The organism is Marinobacter sp., assembly GCF_034669625.1.
In the GTDB taxonomy this organism is placed as follows: domain Bacteria; phylum Pseudomonadota; class Gammaproteobacteria; order Pseudomonadales; family Oleiphilaceae; genus Marinobacter.
In genome coordinates, this window is the sequence record NZ_JAXMOY010000004.1 from 142,057 (window position 1) to 164,819 (window position 22,763).

A 22,763-nucleotide genomic window follows, 5' to 3' on the forward strand; every position below is an offset into this window, starting at 1 on the left:
AACTGCGTCACAGCTCCAATAATCGTTCTTTTTCATCGTTTTACAAGCCTAGTTTTGCGGTCGCAACCAGCCTCGCCTCTGTCAAAAGTTTGCACGCGGGTTTAGCGTGCACGTTTTTGCAAGTTAAATCCAGAGGGTCTAAAAATTCCGTTTCTTAAACAGTAACCTACAGAGGTGCTCTGTGAAAAGTGTGCAGCATTGTGCAAATTAAACCGCAAAAAATTTAGCATTTTTGAGGGTTTTTAATTATAACTGTGCATATATACAGTTATTTAGCCAAGGAGGGCGATTATAGTGAAATCACCGTTTCTGGAATCGATTCGCACAGAGATCAGAACAAAACAGTACAGCTACCGAACCGAGAAGTCCTATCTCTACTGGGTTCGCCAGTTCATTCTGTTCAATGACAAGAAACACCCGGAAATAATGGGAAATTACGAAATTGAGCGCTTTCTGAATCACCTGGCCGTCAATCGCGGAGTTAGCCCAGGCACCCAAAACCAGGCACTGTGCGCAATCATTTTCGTCTACAAGAACGTGTTGAAACGGGAGATCGAAAACCTTCAGTACAAGATGACCAAAACACCTCGGCGAATGCCGACTGTTCTCAACCCCGAAGAAGTTGCATCGATTCTTGGTAATCTGGAAGCTGAATATTGGCTCATCACCGCTCTCCTGTATGGTTGCGGTTTGAGAATCAACGAAGCACTTTCGCTGCGCATCAAGGATCTCGACCTGAAAAGCCGGAGCTTACTGGTGTTTAACGGGAAGGGCCGCAAGGATCGATACACACTCCTACCGGGCAATCTCAGAGAGAGCGTTAAACGCCAGGTCGCCCATGCCCGGGAGGTACATCAGTCCGATATCGCCGATGGATTCGGGCTCACATCAGTTCCGGGTTCACTGCATAAGAAGTATGGACCAGCGATGAAAGACTTCGGGTGGCAGTACCTCTTTCCTTCTTCAACGCGTTGCCTTCATCCCATTGCTGGATACGTTTGCCGGCACCACCTTCATCACTCAACGTATTCCCGACAGTTACGACAAGCCGTTCAGTCTAGTGGGATTACGAAGAGAGTAACGGCGCATACCTTCCGGCATGCCTTTGCAACAGAGTTATTGCGATCGGGAAGCGATATCCGGACAGTTCAGGAGATTCTCGGCCATAGCGACATTCGCACGACCGAAATCTACACGCACGTTATTGGCGATAAACGTGCAGGAACGGTGAGTCCATTTGATCGTTTGCCAGAGTGAAAACGACCAAATTACGGCGTCAATCTGAGCGGAAATTCAGTTGAAATGGGAGCAGTGCGAATGTTCGCTTTTGTTTACAGCTTGGGGGCTCTGCCTGTTCGCAACCGGATTGTGCAGATTTCTGGAATTACAACAGCCTTCGGCAGAGGCCAAAAAGCGCTTCTACTTGGTGGGTGTTGGCTGAAACAATCTTCTTCAGATCTTGAGTGTTATTCCTTTTTTCGTGGACGATTGCGCTCACACCTAAAAGAGAACGCCGCCGGCGTAATTCCTGTTTTCAAGGTTTCCGTAAGCAAGTTATCCACCTCAGAAACCTACGCAGATCCTACTATCCCAGCTAAGTTGCGAAATCCGCTTTCGGTAACGGCAAAGGCTACGAATTTGAGACGCCGAAACAGAAGAGCCAATGTCATAGTTTTCTCGACATACTAACTAACTTCGGAAACTACGAGCCTAGGTTTATACCGCCGAGACCAGACGCGTTGCGGAGTCAAACCAGTCGGCTTCCAACCCCATAGATTGACTGAATATCGCCTTCACAACGTTCGAGAAGGTGCCTGTCGAATGCAAGGACAATTTCATTAAAACATATATTTAACTTTATATTACATGTGAAATATATCGTTTGGAGAGTCAGGTTCGATAAGGTGAGCTCGGTTTTCGTAAGTGGCTGTTGTGGCCACTTACGCTCGCCATAGGAGAGCTTTACTAGAAAGGTACCAACAAGGACTCAATATGCTTAAAAAAACAGGCCTCAGCCTCGCCATTGCCGCGACAATATCGCTCACCGCATGCGGAGGGGGCGCGTCGTCGGGCTCACCAAGTGCCGCTGACAACAACACGGACAGCAATCAGACCACAACGGTCAGCGGTCGTGCCGCAGACGGTTACCTGGCACAGGCTCGAGTGTTCATCGACCTCAATGGAAATGGCGCTCTGGATTCGGATGAGCCGCGCACGGATACCGATGGTTCGGGCTTTTTCACGCTGGAAACTCCGAGCGTAGACGCCGCTCTGATCGTTGAGGCGATCCAGAACCTGACAGTGGATCTGGACACTAACCAGCCGGTACCGAACGCCTTCACGCTCCGCGCTCCGATCGTTGCCGACAACGCCGAACAGTTCGTCTCCCCCATCACCACGATGGTTTTGAACGAAATGGACGATGGCCAATCGCTCGAACAGGCCAAGCAAACCGTGGCTGATCGCCTAGGTACCACACTGGACCCAATGGATGACTTTCTGGCAGCCAAAGAGAGCACCGACCAGTCCGTGGCTGATAACGCCGAACGTCTGCACCGGATTGCCCAAGTCACTGCACGGATCGCCGCACAGGTTGAATCCCAGACCACACAATCCGATCTGGACGCACTGGGACTCACCAAGGCTGAGTTGATCGAATTGATTAACCAGCAGATTGAAACACTCTTGCCCGCCCTCCTGATCGATATTGATGGTTCACTGGCAGACGGGACCTTTGATCCGGACCTGGTGGTGGAGAACGGCGATTACGAGGTGACGCCACCTACCACAGAGAACCCGGGTCCGATTGACCCGCCTGAAGAGTTCCCTGAGTTGGATCAGCGGATTGCCAACGCCACAGCGGATTCACCCTTCCTGGACTGGAGCACCGGCTCTCCCCAAGGTAACGGGGAAGGTTCCGCCAACTATCTGAAGTTTGAGTCGGCAACGAATGGACAGTTCATCTATGATGGCATCCAGCAGGAGGTTCTATTCGGCAGTGAAGACAGTGCTACTGTCTCATCACGAGAATTCTTCCCGCGCCTCGATTCCACCGGCATCACCACCGAGATCGGCTTCATTAGTTCCGATAACAGTAATGTGTTTCTGTATCAGAACGGTGAATTTACCGGTGAAACCGTTGAGGACAATCTGATCGGCTTCCGCGAAGTTGGATCCGTGAAGGGCAACTTCTCTGGCTTTGAGCCCTCGGAAAAAGGAACAGAGGTTTCCTCCGCGTACAACTCCAAGATCACCACCGAAGCGGTGTATGAAACCATTGATCTCAGTGGTATCAGCATTCGCAACACCCTAATGCAGTTCTATCCCGAGCTGGCCGGCACCCTGGCCAACGAGACCGATCCGGCCGTTTTCTCCGAAGGGTCGACCGCATACCTTCGCGAGGAAGTATTCGGCAACGATATCTTTATGGTTGACTGGCGTGGCGGTCTTGGCTTCTCGGGTTGCGATTCCAGCTACAGCTATCTCGAACTTCAAAGCTGCAATACGGTCTACGGTGCGGGCACCGATGGCAACATTGATAACCCGTTGCCGGCAACAACGCTGGATGACCTGCTTTACCCAACGAGCACTCCCTCCGATCAGCTCTATGGCACGATTGGCTTTGAGAACAATGGAACCGATTACTACATGGCGCTTTATGGCAGCACAGCCGAAGGCTCCGGTGAAATCCGAATCTGGAAAGCAGGCGTCTCTGGACCCAATGGCGAGATTCCGTCACCCGTGGCAACGGGAACCTGGGAACTGTTCGAGCGTCCATTTACGCACCTGAAAATGAACATGCCGGATGGCTTCTACTTCCGCGCCTTCCAGAAAGAGCGTGGCGATCTAGATTACAACAGCTATCCGTTCCTGACCGAATTCAGGGACTTCGTTCGCGCTGGCCGATTCGCTCAGGTGGGAACCAACGTCACCGAGTTCTTCCGTCGTGACTCAAGCGCACCGCTTCTAAACAACCAGGCGCGGGACGAAGTGTTGGCCAAGCTCAACGAGTGGAGGCTGCTGACCGGCCATCCAGGCTGGGAGGATACTGGGCAACCGATCAAGTAAATTCGGTTGTTTTGAGACGCTTTAAGGCCGCACTCAATGCGGCCTTTCCGTCCTTGGAGGTAGGGTAAGACTCTGTTGAAGGATGGTAGCGTTCACGTCAGTGGGGTTTCCTTGGATTTCGCATGTGTAGAATACTGCGCGAAATCTCGGTTTAGCCAGGTAAAATGGAAGGAGCATAAAGAATGCCCAAGCACAAAGAAAAGAAGACATTTAACGGGAACGAAATTGAATTTGAAGCAGGAACCGGTCAAGTCCTTGATGAAAAGACATCGACCAGCACACAAATCTCTTAAAATTACAATGCAATAACGGAAACCGAATCGATTAATTCTTCTCAGACTCGGAAAGGCTCTATCCTCCTTTCCACTGACGATGGGAAAGAAGTTGCGCTGAACGTGACTAATTCAGACCTGACCATTCGCAATGGCTCTAATCTAGGCTATGTGCGAGTGACCATGCCTGGTAAAGGAAAAGCTGAGACGATGGGGGTCGCTAATCTCGATACCGGTGAATATGAGATGAATAATCACCCCATGGGATCGTTTCAGAAATGGTTTCAATGGATGTTACCGGGAGGTGGGTTTGCCATTTTTTGGTTTGGCGGGATATTTTTGCTAGATATGGTCGGCATTTCGTTTTTGGTAGATTTGCTGCTCAGTGGCCCGGTCGGGATTGTGGTATCCATCCTGATTTCTGTAGCGGCCTACCATGCCTGTCTTGGAAGATTTCACATAAAGGCTGTAAACATGGCAAACGCTATGACCAGTCACGCTCATGAAATGCTCCGGTCTCTGGTTGCTGAACACTCTTAAGTGAGCCTTTGCGCCCTGACGATGCGTTTGGGCGCCCCCCCCCCCCCTCTGACTCCAAATTTTTGAGGCATTCTAATCCTGCCTACTTTATATTTTTACAATAAGAACGAATGTTTTGGGTTCTATCCCGTTCCCACGGACGGTATTAGAACGACTGTGGACTTACACCGAAACACATGACAAACCACGACTCTAAGCGGAGGCCATTTCATCGGCCTGATTGCTCAACTTGAATGTCTGCTATTGTTTAAAAGCTTGGGGAGCTCGGCTTGGTCGCAAAGCGGACCTTCAGATCGATCACATTGCGAACGGCGTAATCCGACAACAAAGGAAGGCCTGAATAACCGCTACTACACACCCGTATCGGAATGGTTCGGAAAAACAACGAATATCCAGACGCGATGCTCTATGTTTGTTTTTTAACACCCGCCGTTTGACCGAACAGAAGTTTTTTCCCTTCATCGGTGACCGCTGGGCGAGTGGACCAGGGAAGCCCTTTCTCATATGCCGCGACCACTGCCGGCCTTGCCTGCATGACGCTGAACCACCGCTCAAGTTCGGGGAAGTCAGACAGAGTTTGCTGTTGCCGCTCGTGAGGAACGATCCAGGGATAGATGGCAATATCGGCGATGGAATAGTCGTCAGCAATCCAGGCCCGGCCCGCCAAGCGGGCATCGAGTACTCCGTAAAGACGGTTGGTTTCTTTGACGTAACGATCGATCGCATACGGAATTTGTTCAGGGGCATACTGGACGAAGTGATGGTTCTGGCCCGCCATCGGCCCCAGCCCTCCCATCTGCCACATCAGCCATTCCAGTACTGTTTTCCTCCCTCGGAGATCATCCGGAAGGAAACGACCGGTTTTTTCCGCGAGGTAAAGAAGGATGGCACCGGATTCAAACACGGTAACAGGTCTACCGCCATCTTCAGGGGCGTAGTCGATGATAGCGGGCATACGATTGTTGGGTGAGAAGGTGAGGAATTCCGGCTTGAACTGGTCTCCGGCACTGATGTCCACTGGATGGATTCGGTATTCCAGCCCCGCTTCCTCAAGAAATATGGTGACTTTGTGGCCATTAGGCGTGGGCCAGTAATAGAGATCGATCATTGCTTCACACCGCGTTGGGATTCCAGAGTCTCCGCCAGCAACTCAATCCGGTCCTGACCCCAGAACTGCTCCCCATTTAACAGGTAGGCCGGCGCGCCCAGCACCCCTTGGTCAACCGCGTCTTCGGTGTTGCGGTCGTACTGGTCACCGACAGCGACTGACCCACTTGCCGCAACCAAAGCTTCGGCATCCAGTTGTAGGTTGCTCAGAATCTCACGAATCACGGCTTCGTCCGCGATGTTTTTCTCCTCCGCCCAACAGGCTGCCAGAACGAGCTGAACAAACTCGCCAGGGTTTTCGCCGGCCTGTTGCAGGGCAATCACGCACCGGTCTGCCATGCCGGGGTCTGTTGGAAAATGCGCAGGTTTGAGGTTGATCGCCAGACTGCGTTTCTTCGCCCATCGCTCGATTTCGAGCAGGCGATACTCCTGACGGCATACCGGGCGCTCAGGGACGGGTTTCACGCCGGAATTGGCAAATACTTTTGCCAGCCTAACGGGCTTGAAGTTGACGTCAGCGCCAGTGGTTCTGGCTGTCTCAAGGAATGCCTGGTGGCCAAGATAGGTAAATGGGGAAATGCAGGTAAAGTAATAATCGATCTTCGGATTCATCGCTTCCAGCTCCTAGGCAATCACGGTTTTTTTTTCCGTCCGACCAGCACTCTAGCGATTATTGAGCAATCACTCAATTTAATTTAGCACCACCTCTCTGGAACGGAAGACCAAGGATCAATGGCTTTTACGGCCAGCGAAGCCCGCTTCACTGGACCATCCCGGCGCCGTAAAAAGGCCCGCTATCCCATAGAAGCATGCATCTTTAGAGCGGGCTTACCAATTGGATCTCTGCTACCGAAATCTTTAATCGGATCTTCTTCGTATTCCAGCAAGATGACCGGAACGTATGACGAGGCAGCAAGATAGAACTTTTCGAGCTCCGAGGGAGAGAGTCGAATCTTCTCCCGCTCGAGGAGCGCAAGTCTAGTGCTTTCACGCGTGACGGTGTATTCCGCCCAATCATCCGTCATTGCGGTGCGACAGGCCGCGTCAAATGCCCTGTGAAATGCGAGATAGACACCGATGTTGTTAGCGGCCGAGGCGCTTCCCCGATTGTTTCTCTCGAGTATACTCGCGAAGTTGCCATTGTTTTCATTATAAATGTTGGGTTTTGTGTAGCCCGGGACTATAGTTCGCGTCAATTATAATCAACGCCCAGACCCGGAGAATGTTCATGTTAAGGATAAAGCGCCCACTGATTGTTTTCGCCCTCTTTGGCAACGCAAGCCTGCTCGCGGGTTGTGGTGGTTCCTCTGATTCAGCATCCACTGAACAAGCGCCGGCGGATACAACGCCACCGAGCGTAACATCGGTCACCCCTGCGGCTGGAATGACCGATGTGCAGCGAGATGTGGAACTGACCGCCAGTTTCAATGAAGACATGCTGGGTACCAGTGTCAGTGATCGCACGGTGCACCTCTCGCTCAATGGCAGTGACGTACCTGCCAGTGTGACGTTTGATGGCGCCAGCAATGTCGCAACATTAACGCCGGAGAAACCGCTCAGCCTGCTAGGCCATTACCAGGTCACGCTGGATGCCGCTGTTGCCGATTTATCGGGCAATGGGTTGTCGTCCTCGGTAACGTCTTCATTTACCGTGCGTGACGGCGCATGGGGCAACACAGCGACACCGTTCAACATACAGCAACCTCTCGATAAATTTGATGTTCAGATAGCGACAGACACCGACGGCAATGCGATCGCCGCATGGGTGACGGCCCAAAATAAACCGGTCAGTAGCCGCTATACGCCGGAAGCAGGTTGGAGTACGCCAGTCGATCTTTATGACAATGATTACAACTATGCCATCGCCGGCACCCCCCGGGTTGCCATTGACAACGAAGGCAATGCTACCGCTGTCTGGTTTACCTATTACAACAACGGGGGTTATTACATCCTGTCCAACCGTTACACCAAGGGCAGCGGCTGGGGTACAGCGGTAAAGATAGATGACGACTACGTCTATCCAGGAGTGATTCAGCTTGGGTTTGATGAGCAAGGTAACGCACTGGTGATCTGGAGTGGTCGGAGTCCAACTAATATCCATCGAGTTCGGACCAATCGGTATTCTCAGCAGAGTGAAAGCTGGGGTGACGCGACCACCATTGCATCCACCAGTGATTCGATAGACTTGAAAGAACCGCAGATCGCTACCTCGGCGGATGGAAATGGGTTTGCAGTGTGGGTACAGGACAACGCCGGCACCTGCACCATCCAGGTCAGCCGCTACTCTGCAGACAATAGTGTTTGGGGGGCAGCGCAAAATGTCGGTCCGGGGCTTTGTTCCGCTAAGCCTCAGATCGGAGCAGATGGCGCCGGCAACGCCATCGTGGCATGGGAGCAGGCCGAGTCGGTTTTTAGTATCCAGGCAAACCGCTATACGGCAGGCGAAGGGTGGGGAACCATTCAGGAGATTGAGCCGAATGTACTCGCTGAAACATACCCGCAAATTGCAGTGACGCCGAAGGGTGACGCGATGGTGGTCTGGCGTCAGCGTCAGCCTATGTATACGGGCTACTGGATCCGTGCCAGTCGTTATATGAAACAGAGTAATAGCTGGAGCCAGCCGGAAAACATCGATGAGGGTGATAGCGACGAGATTCGCTTCCATCAGGTAGCGCTTGATGTGGATGGCAATGCGCTAGCGCTGTGGCGGCACGTTGAAAACAGTAAAGATGAAGTCCGCGCTGCCCGTTACGTCGCAGGCAGTGGCTGGAATGCAGCGGTGACGATTTCACCGGAGAACCCTGCCTACACCACAACCTCACTTCAGATAACCGTGGATCCCAGCGGCGCTGGCACTGCGTTTTGGGTGCAGACTCCGGGGTCTGACTCGGATATTTACCGCAAGCGCTTCGATTAAAGGCTTGGCGCTGTTCAGAGTCCGGCGCGATTGTGCCGGACTTTTTTGTCTGCCAAGTAACCGGGATCGGGAAGTGATATCCAAACGGTCCAGGAAATCCTCGGCCACAGCGATATTCGGACGACTGAAATCTACACTCACTCCTTGGTTTCAACGCCAACAATAAGCGGCGACCTGACAGCGGCGTCCGGTGGACGGCCGCTAGGCCGGGAACGAACTTGATTGATTTGTTAAATGTCGTCGCGCCATTCCCTATGCTTACACACCCTGTCGTACTCAAGCCATGGCACATCGTGCGACACCCAAATATGAGCCTCTGGCTTCAAACCGGGGTCATCGTCCAGAGTGGCTACCCGAACAATCACGTGTGGCTGCGCAGGCCTCTCGGCGACCAAATGAGAACCACAGCGTTTGCAGAAATGGCGCAATTTGCCAGGAGATGATTCGAACGTAGAAATAGAGTTTGTGCCGCTGAGCCAACGGAAATTCTCGCGCTTTACTCCCGCAGTGGAGGCAAATTGGGCCGCATGGGCTTTACGACAAGTCTGACAATGACAATGCACAATCGGCATATCCACAGAATCTATTTCGTAACTTATCTCGCCACACAAACAGCTTCCCTTCAGCCCCATGACGGGATCTCCTTCTGTACATTTAACAGCTTATTAGTTTGAATTCTTATTAAACCGCAACGCCGCCACCCCGTCCAAAACCGAGTATCGACCTGAGTAATCTCGACTCTTCAAACTCTTACTATCCGGCTCTTAGGCGCTTTTCCTCTACCGGGTCTGTGAAAAGTTTGCAGGCGAGTTATTGTTGCACGTTTTTTCTAGTTAAAGCCAAAATACGAAAAACTTCCTTTTCTAAATCAATGGGCTACTAGAATCCTCTGTGGAAAATGTACAGCGCCCTTAAAATTAAACCCCAGAATTTTTGGAATGTTCGGGGCTTTTAACGGGCGAGAAAGGATCAAACTCGCGCTAATTCATCGCCCTACTCGGGTTCCATTTGCACTTTAATCTGCTCTAGCATCTGACTGACTTCCTTAATAAAGGCTTCGACCGTGGGTCGAAGCGGATGCTGCATATAGTGAAGCTCGAGCGCTATTGGTGGTTGAGTTGGGCGCGGTGTGATAAAGACGCAGCCGTCGCTTTGCAAAAAACGAATACAGGCCGGTGCAATGGCCACTCCTATGCCGCTGGCAACCTGGCTTAGTAATGTTTGCATCTGAGGAGGCTGCCGTATCACCCGTGGGGAGAACCTGGCCTCGCCGCAAGCGCTGATTATCCTGTCGAACAGACCACTGGCCTGCCCTCGCTCAAACAGCACGAAGTCTTCCTGGGAAAGCTCATCTAAGGAAAGCCGCTTACGCTTGGCCAAAGCATGCTCTTGGGGAAGGACAGCCATTAAGCGATCCTCATAGACCAATAGGTTGGCCAAACCGAGATGAGCAGGCTCTGGCAGCGGACGGGAAAAACCTAGATCGATCTCCTGGCGTGCGAAGGCTTCAAGCTGCTGTTGTGCTGTCATCTCGAAAAGTTCTATGTGAACGTCAGGATGACGGTGGCTGAAGTGCCGGAGCAAAACAGGCATGAAGCGGGCGGTCGCTGAACCCATATAACCGATGCGAAGCTGGCCGCTTTGCCCTCTGGCTGCGCGCGTCACTCGCTCACGAGCCTCGCCCTCGAGCGCCAGCAAACGGCGAGCATCCTCCAGCAAAACCTCTCCTGCTGCCGTCACTCTCACCTCCCGAGTGCTGCGCCACAACAAAGGTGTACCAAGCTCCTCTTCCAGATCGGCAATCTGCCGACTGACGGCCGGCTGAACTGTATGAAGCAGGCGTGCAGCGGCCGAAAAGTTGCGTAACTCCGCCACTGCCACAAAGGTTTTAAGAGTTTTGAGTTCCATCAGGCTTTCCGGATTAATACAGCTCAGGTATAGATTACATACCATATCATTATTTCTGTTATCGAATAGACATCACTAAGATCGCCACACTGCTCGCTACTCGGGCGTATCTACTGAGGCGTAAAAATGTCATCTACATGTTCTAACGAGGCATCACTACCGCCTTCCAGGGTAGAAGCACCCTCGTCTTTTCTGCTGTTAATGATGGCGACAGCGGTGGCCTTTACGGCTGCCAACCTTTTCTACTACCAGCCTTTATTGCCAGCGCTGCGTGATGGCTTATCGTTGAACGATACACAGTTGGGACTGGTGCCCTTCGCCACCCAGGCCGGCTATGCCGCAGCCATTCTCCTGATCTCGCCGTTGGGCGATGTCATGCCACGCCGCAAGCTGATTGCAATATTGTCTTGCCTGCTGGTGGGCTCGCTTGTGATGCAGGCCACTGCCGTGAGCGGTTTGATCTTGGTGCTAGGCACATTTCTGATGGGACTGGGTGCCAATATCACCCAACAACTGATTCCATTAGCGGCCTCCATGTCGTCGCAACAGCAACGAGGCCGAGTGCTAGGCACGATGATGAGCGGCCTGACAGTCGGTATTTTGCTGTCACGGGTGTTCAGCGGCAGCATCGCAGAGCACCTGGATTGGCGAGCCGTATATTGGATGGCCGCTGCCACTGCGTTGGTTTGGGGGCTGGTGCTGTGGCGTCTTTTGCCGGATGAATCCTCCCGGGCTAATGACATGCGTTATCCAGCCTTGATCGTTTCTATGGCCAGTCTCTTTCGCAAGCATTCAATGCTGAGAGTATCAGCACTAACCGGCGCGCTGTGGTTTGCCGCCTTCAACGCCATATGGGCCAGCCTTGCCCTGCACCTGACGAATGCGCCACTCGACCTGAATCTGCAACAGGCGGGAATGTTCGGCTTTGCGGGCATGGCTGGCGTTGTTGGTGCTAAAGCGTCCGGTCGGTTGGTTGTGTCCTTCGGCACCTGGAGGACTATCGCCCTGGCGCTGCTGGTATTGCTGGTCGGTACCTTGGTGTTGTGGGGGTATCAATATTCACTGGTTGGCCTGGTCGTTGGCATCGTTCTGATAGACCTAGGCGTTTTCGCCGCCCAGGTGCCCAATCAGGTGCGCGTTTTTGCCATCGAACCCTCAGCCCAGAGCCGTCTGAATGCCGTCTACATGTTGTTCTATTACCTCGGTGCCGCAATAGGCGCTGCCGCCGGCGTTCAGTTGATGACCAGTTACGGGTGGCCGGGCGTGATGGGGCTCACGGTAGCACTGTCGCTGGGCGCATTGCTTCTGCACATTACAATGCGCAGAACAGATCCAAGCATGGCGTCGGCAGCGGTCTGATTATGCCCAACATTTGCACCCTCTGATGAACTTCAGAAAGTACTAAACAACATCCATCAGCGGGCCCTCCGCCCGCTGATGGATGTTAGCAGCAAACAACCTGATTTATGCTTTGGCGGCCAGATAGCTACCGAACAAGTTGCCGTAGAAATTCAGGTGCTCGCCCATGATCTGGCCGAGGCCCTCACCGGTTTCTTTGCGCCAATCCGCTTGCAGTTCGGCACCCACGGCAACCCAGGTCATCGGGGTAACACCGGCCTGCACCATGCGGGCAATTGACACTTCTTGCACCAGCTTGTTCCAGGTACCGGACGAATCGATTACCGCATATACGTCGTAGCCCGCCTTGATGGCCGAAAGCGCAACGAAGGCAACGCAGACCTCAGTAGAAATGCCGGCGATGATCAGCTTCTTTCGGCCTATCTCAGCAACGGCGGCGACGAAGTCGGCGTTGTCCCAAGCGTTGATTTCGCCCGGACGATGAACAACCGGTGCATTCGGCAGCTGTTGCGTGATCTGGGGCATCACCGGACCGTTGGGGCCATCGGCGGCGCTAGTGGTGATCACGGTCGGCAAATCGAACAGCTTGGCCAGTTTGGCCAGTGCGACAACATTGGTTGTGAACTCAGGCTGACTCTGATCAGCCACACCGTTGGCAAGGCCGGTTTGGTGGTCGATGAACAGAACGGCAGCGTTGTCAGGGGTAAGGCGGTCATTATTCATAGTCGTTTTCCTAGGGAAATCCAGCCAAGGCCGGAGGTATCGCCATTACTGGCAGGGGTGAATGAAATAGTTCGTTGCACTGGGGTGAAAAACACTCAGACCGGTTCCCGGGAATCCTGCCCGGACAGTAACAACAGATGGGCCGAATCCTTCGGCTCAATACGCAGATCGCCCGCGGAGAATTGCAAGCTCACAGTCATGGGCTCCTATGCGTTTAATCGATGAATTGAGTATATGCTCGCAATAACCGCCCGATAAGACGCCTAAATCACCAAAGATTGGTGCATCTATGCAACAATAGAGACATGGATGATTTAAACGACCTCTATTTCTTTTCCGCGGTGGTTCAACACAACGGGTTTTCCGCCGCAGCGCGCGTGACTGGCGTTCAGAAAACCCGGCTCAGTCGCCGGGTCGCGAACTTGGAAAAGCGCTTGGGCGTGCGATTGCTTCACCGGTCAACACGAACTATGGCGTTAACCGAAGCAGGAGAGCGCTTTTATGAGCAATGCGTTGCCACGGTAGAAGGAGCGCAGGCTGCCTACGAAAGCATCGCGGACTTGAGAAAGGAGCCGGCAGGCACCGTCCGTGTCAGTTGCCCTGTTGTATTAGCTCAGAGCTACCTTGCCCCCATACTGCCGGGCTATATGGCGTTACACCCGAAGGTTAAGGTGTTCATCGAGGCGACGGACCATTCCGTCAACTTGATCGAAGAGCGTTTCGACCTTGCCTTGAGAGCCCGGCAGCAGATAGAAGATACGGCCGGGCTGGTTGCAAAAAACCTCGGTAGCGCGAGACGCATCTTAGTGGCGAGTCCGGCATTTCTGGACCGATATGGACGACCACAAGCACCCTCAGACCTAGCCGAGCTCGATACGATGAGCCAGGCTTCAGAAATACACGATGAGTACGCACGCTGGAACTTGGTAAACACGGATGCGGACACCAAACAAGTTCAGCTTAAACCCCGGCTCATCTCCGGCGACCTGCGCGTGCAGCTTGAAGCGTGTACCCACGGCATCGGTATTGCACTGCTGCCAGAACCAATCGTTTCCACGGCGTTGCGTGCCAACTTGGTAGAGCAGGTATTACCGGACTGGTCTGCCCCTGAGCACATCATCCACCTTGTCTACCCGCCACCAAGAGGTATGCTGCCCTCGGTACGAAGCCTCATCGACTATCTGATGATTCACCTACCTGCGGGCATCATGGAAAGAAACGTTTAATGTCGCCGGTCACCTATGGGGGAACTCGTGGGTAAGTCTCTGATATGAGGTTCAGAAGTTTAGTACTTTCTGTGGTCGTCCACAGGCAGCACAAAATCGATATCGTCTAGCTCGTCTGCCAGAAAGTCCAAAAAGGCTCGTACCGCCGGCAGCAGGCCTCTACGCGACGGAAACACGGCGTGAAAGATTCCACCGCGTGGTCGCCAGTCGGGTAAAACACTGATGAGGTTCCCCGCAACCAAGTCATTTCCACCGACGATGAGAGGCATTTTCACCACCCCCAAACCGCCAATAGCGGCCTTGAGCAGTGTGAAAACATCGTCGGTCACCAACCGTGGCTGGTGATGGATTTTAACGGACGCACCATCGGGCCCATCCAGACACCAAACATGCTGTCCATCCCATTGCTCAAAATCGATACTGGGGAGCTTTGACAAATCATCCGGTGTTAGTGGTTTCGGATAATCCGCAACCAACTCCGGTGTTGCCATCAAACACTGAGGGCTCTGAGACAGGACCTTCATCGTCAAATCACTGTCTTCGAGGGGCGGGTATCTCACCCTCAACGCAACATCGAACCCTTCCCTAACGACGTCGACACGGCGGCTCGTTGCGTCCATCTCGACATTTATTTTCGGGTACTTCTGCATAAACTGGACAATCAGCGGAGCCATTAAAAAGTAGTTAATGCCCGACGGGCAACTTACTCGTATCGATCCCACAGGTTCGGAACGGGAATGATCAATGACTTCCTGAGCCGCTTCTGCCTCAAGAAGCATCGCCACGCAGTGACGGTAATAATCTTTTCCCAGCTCCGTAACGTTAAAGACGCGGGGCGATCGATTGATTAGCCGAACATCAAGACGTTCCTCAAGCTCTGAAATTCGCCGACTAAGCTTGGATTTGGGAACGCCAAGCGCCCTACCCGCTGGCGCAAACCCTCCATGCTCAACCACTTTCACAAAGTAAAAAAGATCGTTTAAGTCCTGCATATGCGATCGTCCTATATTTAGAACCCTGAGTATAAGATTTGTGTCTACTCAAGTCACTTTGCCTCAACTATCTTCAACTTTACCCTTCCATTACCAATAACGATTGGCAAGGGGGTAACAAGCTTGGTGCTACGCACCGCTCAAACAAAGGAAAGGAGAATGTCATGGGTAAACCTTACGTAAGGCTCGATAAAAACGACGCGGCTGTATTGTTGGTGGATCACCAAACCGGCCTGCTTTCCCTGGTCCGCGATATTGACCCGGATAAGTTTAAGAACAATGTGTTGGCTTTGGGTGATCTCGCCCAATATTTTGGTTTGCCCACCATTCTGACCACCAGTTTCGAAACGGGCCCCAACGGTCCATTGGTTCCGGAGCTGAAAGAACAGTTTCCTAATGCTCCTTACATTGCGCGTCCGGGACAAATTAACGCGTGGGACAATGAGGACTTTGTTAAGGCCGTTAAGGATACCGGTAAAAAGCAACTGATCATCGCCGGGGTTGTGACCGAGGTATGCGTTGCATTTCCAGCTCTGTCCGCTCTGGCGGAAGACTATGACGTGTTCGTCGTGACTGATGCATCTGGTACGTTCAATGAACTGACCCGGCACTCCGCCTGGGAGCGGATGTCACAAGCCGGTGCTCAGTTGATGACCTGGTTCGGACTGGCTTGTGAGCTGCACCGTGACTGGCGCAACGACATTGAAGGGCTCGGCACCCTATTTTCAAACCACATCCCTGACTACCGTAACCTGATTAACAGTTACAACACATTGACTGAAAAGCAGTAACGCAATGGCGAGGTATTCGCCCTAGTCGGTGAATACCTCGCTCCCCCACTGGCCTCTTTTCCAATCATCACACCCTAATTACGACCGTTCTAAAAACAGGACACTGAGTGCGAAAATTGCTGTCTATTCAAGATTCGCACACTGTTTTATTGTCATCCTGACGCATTAATAACATCGGGTCGAAGGACCCGCAGGAGGCCAAAGTGAATAAAATTCTGACAACCTACGATCCCCCTCGTGGTCATTGGGTGGGTGATGGCTTTCCGGTTCGTTCGCTGTTTTCCTACGATCGGATGGGCGCAGCAAACGTTTCGCCGTTTCTACTCCTGGATTACGCTGGGCCCAAGGAATTCCCACCGGCTCAGCGCCCGCGGGGAGTTGGCCAGCACCCTCATCGGGGTTTCGAGACCGTTACCGTGGTGTACAGCGGTGAGGTAGAACACCGAGACACCTCGGGTGCAGGCGGGCGCATTGGCGAGGGAGACGTTCAGTGGATGACAGCTGGCTCAGGTATCGTGCATGAGGAGTTCCATTCACAGCAATTCACTGAGCAAGGTGGTTTGCTGAACATGGTGCAACTCTGGGTTAACCTGCCTGCATCGGCCAAGGACACACCGGCGGCCTACCAAACGTTGCTTAATGAGGACATTCCCCAAGTGTCCCTCGAGGACGGTGCTGGAACGCTGCGAGTCATAGCCGGCGATTATCTCGGAAACAAGGGCCCTGCAAGAACCTTCACGCCAATCAATGTATGGGATCTTGCCCTGAAATCGGGTGCGCGTGTCAATGTACCGCTACCGAAAGGCCACACCAAATTGGTGGCAGTCCTGCACGGTTCGGTATTGATCGATGATACCGAGGTGTTGCGTGAAGCTGGGCTGGCGAACCTGGACCGCGAAGGACAAGAGATTGTGCTCGAGTCTAATAATGATGCCCGGGTACTGGTCTTGAGCGGGGAGCCCATTGATGAACCAGTGGTCGGTTACGGACCTTTTGTGATGAATACACAGGAAGAAATTCAGCAAGCCATAACCGACTTTCAATCGGGGAAATTTGGCACGCTCTAACGGGGGCTAAATGACTGGCAGAGGCTTGGGCCGGAGAAGGAACCGGCCCCAAGCCCTCATCAATAGGACGAACGCTATGAACGAACAAGAGGCTAATGCCGCCCCAAGTATCCATTACAATTCCGGTCGTTCCATCATTATCCGGCATACCGTGAAATCCGGTCTCCGGGATCAATATGAAACGTGGCTCAGGCAAATCATTGCCGCCGCGGCCCAATTTCCCGGGCATCAAGGCGTTCATATCGTGCGCCCCCCTGAGGGCCACGACACCTTTGAAATCGCGGTTCGTTTTTCCCATGCGGATGGAGCCGAAACGTGGCTGAACTCTGATGTTCGGCGGGAATTGATATCTGACATCTTTCCAGCGCTCGATTCTGAAGAGCACGTGGAGATTCGAACGGGCATTGATTACTGGTTCACTCCGCCCACGTCAAAGGCCAAACAACCTACGCGCTGGAAGCAATGGCTCATTACAACAGCGGTGATTTGGCCACTGACATTGATCGTACCGATAGTTTTACAACCGGTTTTTGATCTACTTCCCGCACTTGCGATATGGGGGGTAAGCCATGGTTTGGTAGCAGCGACTATCGTCGCATTCGTGGTCTATTTAATCATGCCCCGAGTGGTGCGACTCGTTGCAAACTGGCTTTTTCGTTAACCGACAGGTCAGTTTTGCCGAATGCTTTGGTGCTCTAACTCATCTTGCTTTATGTCGGCAACCCTTTGTTCAAAAGATCTCCATAGGATTGCAGGCGTTAAATATGATTCGTTAATGTCCACCCCGTTCCGGTTTGTCAGTCTGGATTTTAAAGATGTGTTTATTGACGATTTGAATCTGTTGGCTAAACGCATCCTTAGCCTCCAATGCACCGGAGATTAACAATATGGGTAATAAGCACAATAGAAATAACCGGTGTATATTTGAAATGGGCGTATCTCTCTCAGCGAGTAAAATCTAGATTTATACATCATGCGCCGCTATCGACTCGGATTTTCAATCGTGCCTAATCCAGCTAAAAGCTGGGCGAAATTAGACCACTTAATGAGATAGCAAGCTACTGTATAAACCCCTACCTTCTTCGGATTTTGTGCAGAAAAACGTAACGGATTTTGTATGCGTGTGAACCTGAGAACGTCGAATGAGTTCTTGGTGAGCCAGGTTAGAAAAATCCATCCGCTGCCGGACCTTGTCGAAATTTTTGTTCCTTTACCGCCGATTGGCAAATGTCCAATATTCAAAGCATTGGATCTTTAAAGGGTAAATAGCTACCCTTGGCTGAAAACCGAATTCAGTCAGGTTCCAGATGTCATCATTTTCAGGCCACCCGCTTTTTGATACCGCCGAAAACCTTGAAGACCAAGGTGATTTTCACCGGCACCCTTCCATACCGGAGTTCTTTCAAAACCTCAGCATTCCCGAAGAATTGCTGCGTGCGGACTACGAGATCACTCGCAAATTTCTTCTCAAATATTCCGATGTCCAAGGCACCTTTGTTCGATTCCGGTCTGAGGTTCAGCGTTTCCTGAACTATCTGTGGGTCACATCGAAACGCACCCTGGCGCAAACAGACTCCGACGTGATGACGGCGTATTTCAAAACACTGACCATGCCTCCTAAGAGCTGGATCAGTAAGGGCATTTACTCCGCCTTCCAGGACCGTCAGGGCCTTCGCTTACCGAATTCTCAATGGCGCCCTTTTGCGATCCGTTCCAAGCAGGAAAAAACCGAAGGCACGGTCAACTACGCCATTACTCAAGCCTCGCTCAACGCCAGCAAGACCGCTCTTCAGACGTTTTTCAAATACCTGCTGATACAAGACTACATCCAGAAAAATCCGATGATTGGCATGCGCAAGCGTGATCAAAAGGTTCAGACCATCAACGATGTCGATACCGAAACCGATGTTCGCCGGCTTTCGGATATGCAATGGGCTTATCTACTGGAATCGCTGCTGTTGGCAGCTGAGGAAAACCGGAAATACGAACGTCACCTGTTCGTTGTAGTCACCATGAAATCGTTATTTTTGCGGGTGAGCGAATTAGCAACAAGGCAGAGGCAAAACGGCTCAACAAGAACGCCGGTGTTTGGAGATTTCAAACGAAAATTCGTACAAGGTGAAGAGTACTGGGCCTATTACGTGTTCAGTAAAGGTGACAAGGATCGTACGATCACCCTTCCCGATGAATACCTGCCTTATCTTCGGCGTTGGAGGGAACACCTTGGCTGCTTGACCGCGATGCCGGTGCAGGGAGACAACCACCCTATTCTGCCCTCGGCCAAAGGCGGCGCTTTAAGTAAGCGCCAGATCCAGCGAGTGTATGAACAGGCCATCATGCTTACCGTCGAAAGATTGGATGCCGAAGGTCGAACGGAGGAAGCGCGCCAGCTCGAAAGCATCCGAACCGAAACCCATTACCTCCGTCATACCGGTGCCAGCCAAGCCATTGAGGCCGGCGCTGATATCCGGCATATCAGTGAAGAACTTGGGCATGCCAGCGCCGCCTTCACTGAATCCGTTTACGTAAATTCAGATCAGGCGATGCGGCGGTTCGCTGGGCGAAAACGGCGGGTTTAATGAATCAAATCGACTCAACTGACATTTTTTCTCAGCAACTTCTGTAATTCACCGACCAGTCCCTTTCGGAACGCCAACACGCAGATCACGAACACTACGCCCATGACGACATGGATATAGTTTGCGAGAGGCCCGGAGGCGAGAACATTCTGCATGGAAACGATACTCGCTGCGCCAACAACCGGTCCCCAGATCGTGCCCATACCACCCAGCAAGGTCATCAAAACCACTTCGCCCGACATGAACCAGTGAACGTCGGTAAGGGACGCCAGCTGGAATACCAGTGCTTTGGTGGAACCCGCAAGGCCTGCCAGTGTGGCGGAGATGACGAACGTCATCAGCTTATACTGGTTTACCTTGTAACCCAGAGAAATGGCCCGTGGCTCGTTCTCGCGGATTGCCTTCATGATCTGACCAAAGGGGCTGTGAATGGTGCGGTAAATGGTCAGAAATCCAATAATGAAGACGGCCAAAACAAAGTAATACATGGTCATGTTGTCGGTCAGGTCGATCAGACCAAACAAGTTGCCACGCGGGATGCCCTGAAGACCGTCTTCGCCGCCCGTGAACGGTGTCTGAAGGTAAAAGAAGAACGCCAGCTGGGCCAGCGCCAGGGTAACCATGGCAAAATAAATGCCTTCACGCCTAACCGCCAGTTTGCCGTAGACGAAACCAACCAGCGCGGACACAACAACGCCTGCGAGAATGCCAAGTTCCGGCGTGAGACCGTAGGTGGTCATCACATAGCCGGTGACATAGGCGCCAGTTCCCAGAAAAACTGCGTGGCCGAAAGAAAGCAACCCGGCGAATCCCAGCAGCAGGTTAAAAGCACAGGCGAACAGAGCAAAGCAAAGCACCTTCATAAGAAAAACAGGATAAAAAACGAAAGGAGCGACCAGCGCTAGGCCCAGTAACACCAGGTTGAGCTTTTTGTTGTACATGTTTGTTACCTCACAACGAATCAGCGGCGAAAATGTAGCGCAGGGATTTCTACGCTTCCTTGCCAAACAAGCCGGCTGGCTTAACCAGCAGCACCAGCACCATTACCAGGAAGATCACGGTATTGGAGGCCTCGGGATAAAAGTACTTGGTGAGCCCTTCGACAATACCCATCGCCAGTCCGGTGAGAATTGCGCCGCCGATGGAACCCATGCCGCCGATAACGACGATCGCAAAGACCACGATCAGGATGTTCGCCCCCATGTCCGGGGACACTGTGTAAACTGGCGCGGCTAATACACCAGCCAGGCCCGCGAGGCCAACGCCAAAACCATATGTCAGGGTGACCAGTAGCGGTACGTTGATCCCGAAAGCCTTCATCAATTGAGGGTTTTCGGTACCAGCACGCAGATAGGCGCCTAGTCTGGTTTTCTCGATCATGAACCAGGTGCTCGCGCAAACCAGTAATGAGAATACGATGATCCAGGCCCGGTAGTTGGGCAAATACATAAAGGACAGACGCGTCCCGCCTCTGAGCTCTTCAGGCATTGGGTAGGACAAACCGGAAGAACCAAAGCCGTGACTGAAAAGGCCTTGCAGTATCAAGGCAATGCCAAACGTGAGCAGCAGGCTGTATAGGTGGTCTTCGTTCGCGATGGGCCGGATGAGCACGCGCTCCATTAAAATTCCGAATGCGCCCACGGCCAGTGGAACCAGTACCAGCGCCCACCAATAGCTGATTCCCAGATAATTCAGGCCGATCCACGCGGCAAAAGCGCCAAGCATGTAGAGCGCGCCCTGAGAGAAATTAATGATCTTCAGCAAACCGAAGATGATCGCAAGGCCCAGAGCAAGCAACGCGTAGAAAGAGCCGTTGATCAATCCGATCAGCAGTTGTCCGAACAGGGCAAATAGATTGATATCGAAAAAAGTTGCCATAACCACACCCAACAGTAGCTAGAAGGAGGCCGAAGCTTCCCTTTCTTGTCGTAAATCAGGGATTAAGGGGCAGGCAACCCTGCCCCGGTCAGGTTACTGATGGTTCAGTGCGAATTCACAACCACCATCTTCGAGCTTCAAGAAGGCGTCTTCACCCTTGATCACTTTCTCGATTTCGAAGATATCGTTCGGATTGCTACGCTCGGCAGCGGTCTTGATCCGAACCTGCAGCATGTCGTGAACCATTCGGCCGTCCATACGCAGGTAGCCGTTACGTGAAAAGAAGTCTTCGACTGGCGTTTCTTTCATCTTGGCCATAACAGCATCAGACTCGTCGGTGCCGGCTGCCTCTACCGCTTTCAGGTAATGCATAGTGGAAGAATAAGCACCGGCCTGAGCCATAGAAGGGATTGTGCCGTCCATGCGGGCCATATAGCGCTTGGACCATTCGCGGGTCTGATCATCCATATCCCAGTAGAAACCAGTGGTCAGTTTCATGCCACCTGCGATGGCAGGATCCAGGGCCTGGGCATTCGGGGTAAACACCAGCAAACCGGCTACTTCAGCCATCTCGGTGACACCAAATTCCGCGGCTGTTTTAAGGGCGTTAACCATGTCGCTGCCCGTGTTGGCCAGCGCAATGACGTCTGCGCCGGAAGCCTGAGCCTGCAGGATATAGGAGGAGAAGTCGGTAGTAGCCAGCGGCGCACGCACAGCACCCACAACTTCACCGCCATTCGCCTCGATCACGCCCGTTGCAACAGACTCCAGTGAATGACCAAAACCGTAGTCCGCTGTGATGAAGAACCACCGGTTCTTGCCAGCCTCAACCATGGGTTTCACGGTGCCGTTGGCCAGCGATACCACGTCGTAGCTCCAATGCGCGTTATAAGGAGAGCAACCCTTGGTGGTGAATGCATGACTGGCTGGAGCGGCGATCAAAGTGATCTTTCCGGCGTCGCTCATGAGCTTGGTAACAGCACCGGTAACCGAGCTGGCAACCGCACCATTAATAACATCAACCTGCTCGCTTTCAATCCACTGGCGAGCGATCGTGGACCCGATGTCCGGCTTGAGCTGGGTGTCTGCACCAACCACCTCGATCGGCTTGCCGAGCACTTCACCGCCGAAATCATCGACAGCCATTTGTACAGCCTCGACGCTGCCCTGACCGGTGATATCAGAGTAGACACCGCCCATGTCGGTGAGGACACCAATTTTGACTTTGTCGTCTGACAAATTCCCGTGAGCCATGCCGGCAGCGGCAATCAAAGCAGTAGCAGCAGCAGTTTTGAACATCAGTTTCATAATAATCTCCAAACTCATTGTTTTTGTT

20 protein-coding genes are annotated in these 22,763 nt (G+C 52.5%); 11 read left to right on the plus strand and 9 right to left on the minus strand.

The genetic code is table 11. The annotated features are described in order from the left end of the window. Window positions 1-294: 294 nt before the first annotated feature. The 3 genes from VOI14_RS05290 to VOI14_RS05300 all read left to right on the plus strand — a co-directional run bounded on the left by VOI14_RS05290 (window position 295) and on the right by VOI14_RS05300 (window position 4,880). Window positions 295-1,257, plus strand: a complete 963-nt coding sequence (locus tag VOI14_RS05290) for an integron integrase (RefSeq protein ID WP_323750989.1) — start codon at window positions 295-297, stop codon at window positions 1,255-1,257. A 735-nt stretch (window positions 1,258-1,992) separates the two neighbouring features. Further along, window positions 1,993-4,068, plus strand: a complete 2,076-nt coding sequence (locus VOI14_RS05295) for a hypothetical protein (RefSeq protein WP_323750990.1) — start codon at window positions 1,993-1,995, stop codon at window positions 4,066-4,068. Between the two features lie 395 nt (window positions 4,069-4,463). Then, the gene (locus VOI14_RS05300) at window positions 4,464-4,880 is read left to right on the plus strand and encodes a hypothetical protein (protein WP_323750991.1); all 417 of its coding nucleotides are present in this window, start codon (window positions 4,464-4,466) and stop codon (window positions 4,878-4,880) included. A gap of 406 nt (window positions 4,881-5,286) precedes the next feature. On the opposite strand, the gene VOI14_RS05305 is transcribed toward VOI14_RS05300, so the two are convergent. Together VOI14_RS05305 and VOI14_RS05310 are read right to left on the minus strand one after the other, a co-directional pair. Continuing rightward, window positions 5,287-5,988: a glutathione S-transferase N-terminal domain-containing protein gene (locus VOI14_RS05305; protein WP_323750992.1), complete on the minus strand. Its 702-nt coding sequence runs from the start codon at window positions 5,986-5,988 to the stop codon at window positions 5,287-5,289. Next, window positions 5,985-6,599 carry a 2-hydroxychromene-2-carboxylate isomerase gene (locus tag VOI14_RS05310; protein WP_323750993.1) on the minus strand — a complete coding sequence of 205 codons (615 nt, stop codon included), beginning with the start codon at window positions 6,597-6,599 and terminating at the stop codon, window positions 5,985-5,987. Before VOI14_RS05310 ends, VOI14_RS05305 begins: the two co-directional genes overlap by 4 nt. Before the next feature lie 616 nt (window positions 6,600-7,215). Between VOI14_RS05310 and VOI14_RS05315 the strand changes: the two genes are divergently transcribed. Next, window positions 7,216-8,904 (plus strand): Ig-like domain-containing protein, encoded by a 1,689-nt coding sequence (locus tag VOI14_RS05315; RefSeq protein ID WP_323750994.1) that lies wholly within the window; start codon window positions 7,216-7,218, stop codon window positions 8,902-8,904. A 78-nt stretch (window positions 8,905-8,982) separates the two neighbouring features. After that, window positions 8,983-9,126, plus strand: a complete 144-nt coding sequence (locus tag VOI14_RS05320; RefSeq protein ID WP_323751094.1) for a hypothetical protein — start codon at window positions 8,983-8,985, stop codon at window positions 9,124-9,126. Window positions 9,127-9,134: 8 nt separating this feature from the next. On the opposite strand, the gene VOI14_RS05325 is transcribed toward VOI14_RS05320, so the two are convergent. Together VOI14_RS05325 and VOI14_RS05330 are read right to left on the minus strand one after the other, a co-directional pair. After that, complete coding sequence (locus VOI14_RS05325; protein WP_323750995.1) at window positions 9,135-9,536, minus strand: GFA family protein; 402 nt, start codon at window positions 9,534-9,536, stop codon at window positions 9,135-9,137. Window positions 9,537-9,897: 361 nt separating this feature from the next. Then, complete coding sequence (locus VOI14_RS05330; protein WP_323750996.1) at window positions 9,898-10,812, minus strand: LysR family transcriptional regulator; 915 nt, start codon at window positions 10,810-10,812, stop codon at window positions 9,898-9,900. A 126-nt stretch (window positions 10,813-10,938) separates the two neighbouring features. Between VOI14_RS05330 and VOI14_RS05335 the strand changes: the two genes are divergently transcribed. Next, a complete protein-coding gene (locus VOI14_RS05335; protein WP_323750997.1) occupies window positions 10,939-12,171 on the plus strand; it encodes an MFS transporter in 1,233 nt (410 codons plus the stop codon). 105 nt (window positions 12,172-12,276) lie between these two features. On the opposite strand, the gene VOI14_RS05340 is transcribed toward VOI14_RS05335, so the two are convergent. Then, window positions 12,277-12,894 carry an isochorismatase family protein gene (locus VOI14_RS05340; RefSeq protein WP_323750998.1) on the minus strand — a complete coding sequence of 206 codons (618 nt, stop codon included), beginning with the start codon at window positions 12,892-12,894 and terminating at the stop codon, window positions 12,277-12,279. Window positions 12,895-13,199: 305 nt separating this feature from the next. On the opposite strand from VOI14_RS05340, the gene VOI14_RS05345 reads away from it, so the two are divergent. Then, complete coding sequence (locus tag VOI14_RS05345) at window positions 13,200-14,120, plus strand: LysR family transcriptional regulator (protein ID WP_323750999.1); 921 nt, start codon at window positions 13,200-13,202, stop codon at window positions 14,118-14,120. 59 nt (window positions 14,121-14,179) lie between these two features. Here the strand turns inward: VOI14_RS05345 and VOI14_RS05350 are convergent, their stop codons facing one another. After that, a complete protein-coding gene (locus tag VOI14_RS05350; RefSeq protein ID WP_323751000.1) occupies window positions 14,180-15,112 on the minus strand; it encodes a LysR substrate-binding domain-containing protein in 933 nt (310 codons plus the stop codon). A 164-nt stretch (window positions 15,113-15,276) separates the two neighbouring features. Between VOI14_RS05350 and ycaC the strand changes: the two genes are divergently transcribed. The 4 genes from ycaC (at window position 15,277) to VOI14_RS05370 (ending at window position 19,549) form a co-directional block, all read left to right on the plus strand. Next, a complete protein-coding gene (gene ycaC, locus VOI14_RS05355) occupies window positions 15,277-15,903 on the plus strand; it encodes an isochorismate family cysteine hydrolase YcaC (RefSeq protein ID WP_323751001.1) in 627 nt (208 codons plus the stop codon). A 203-nt stretch (window positions 15,904-16,106) separates the two neighbouring features. Then, a complete protein-coding gene (locus VOI14_RS05360; protein ID WP_323751002.1) occupies window positions 16,107-16,970 on the plus strand; it encodes a pirin family protein in 864 nt (287 codons plus the stop codon). A gap of 76 nt (window positions 16,971-17,046) precedes the next feature. After that, the gene (locus VOI14_RS05365; RefSeq protein WP_323751003.1) at window positions 17,047-17,631 is read left to right on the plus strand and encodes an antibiotic biosynthesis monooxygenase; all 585 of its coding nucleotides are present in this window, start codon (window positions 17,047-17,049) and stop codon (window positions 17,629-17,631) included. 646 nt (window positions 17,632-18,277) lie between these two features. Continuing rightward, the gene (locus VOI14_RS05370; protein ID WP_323751004.1) at window positions 18,278-19,549 is read left to right on the plus strand and encodes a tyrosine-type recombinase/integrase; all 1,272 of its coding nucleotides are present in this window, start codon (window positions 18,278-18,280) and stop codon (window positions 19,547-19,549) included. Between the two features lie 14 nt (window positions 19,550-19,563). Here the strand turns inward: VOI14_RS05370 and VOI14_RS05375 are convergent, their stop codons facing one another. From VOI14_RS05375 to VOI14_RS05385, 3 genes are all read right to left on the minus strand, one after another. Next, window positions 19,564-20,490 carry a branched-chain amino acid ABC transporter permease gene (locus VOI14_RS05375; protein WP_323751005.1) on the minus strand — a complete coding sequence of 309 codons (927 nt, stop codon included), beginning with the start codon at window positions 20,488-20,490 and terminating at the stop codon, window positions 19,564-19,566. Between the two features lie 49 nt (window positions 20,491-20,539). Next, a complete protein-coding gene (locus VOI14_RS05380) occupies window positions 20,540-21,427 on the minus strand; it encodes a branched-chain amino acid ABC transporter permease (RefSeq protein ID WP_223133352.1) in 888 nt (295 codons plus the stop codon). A gap of 93 nt (window positions 21,428-21,520) precedes the next feature. Then, entirely contained in the window at window positions 21,521-22,735 is a 1,215-nt protein-coding gene (locus VOI14_RS05385) for an ABC transporter substrate-binding protein (protein WP_323751006.1), read from the minus strand. Window positions 22,736-22,763: the final 28 nt, after the last annotated feature.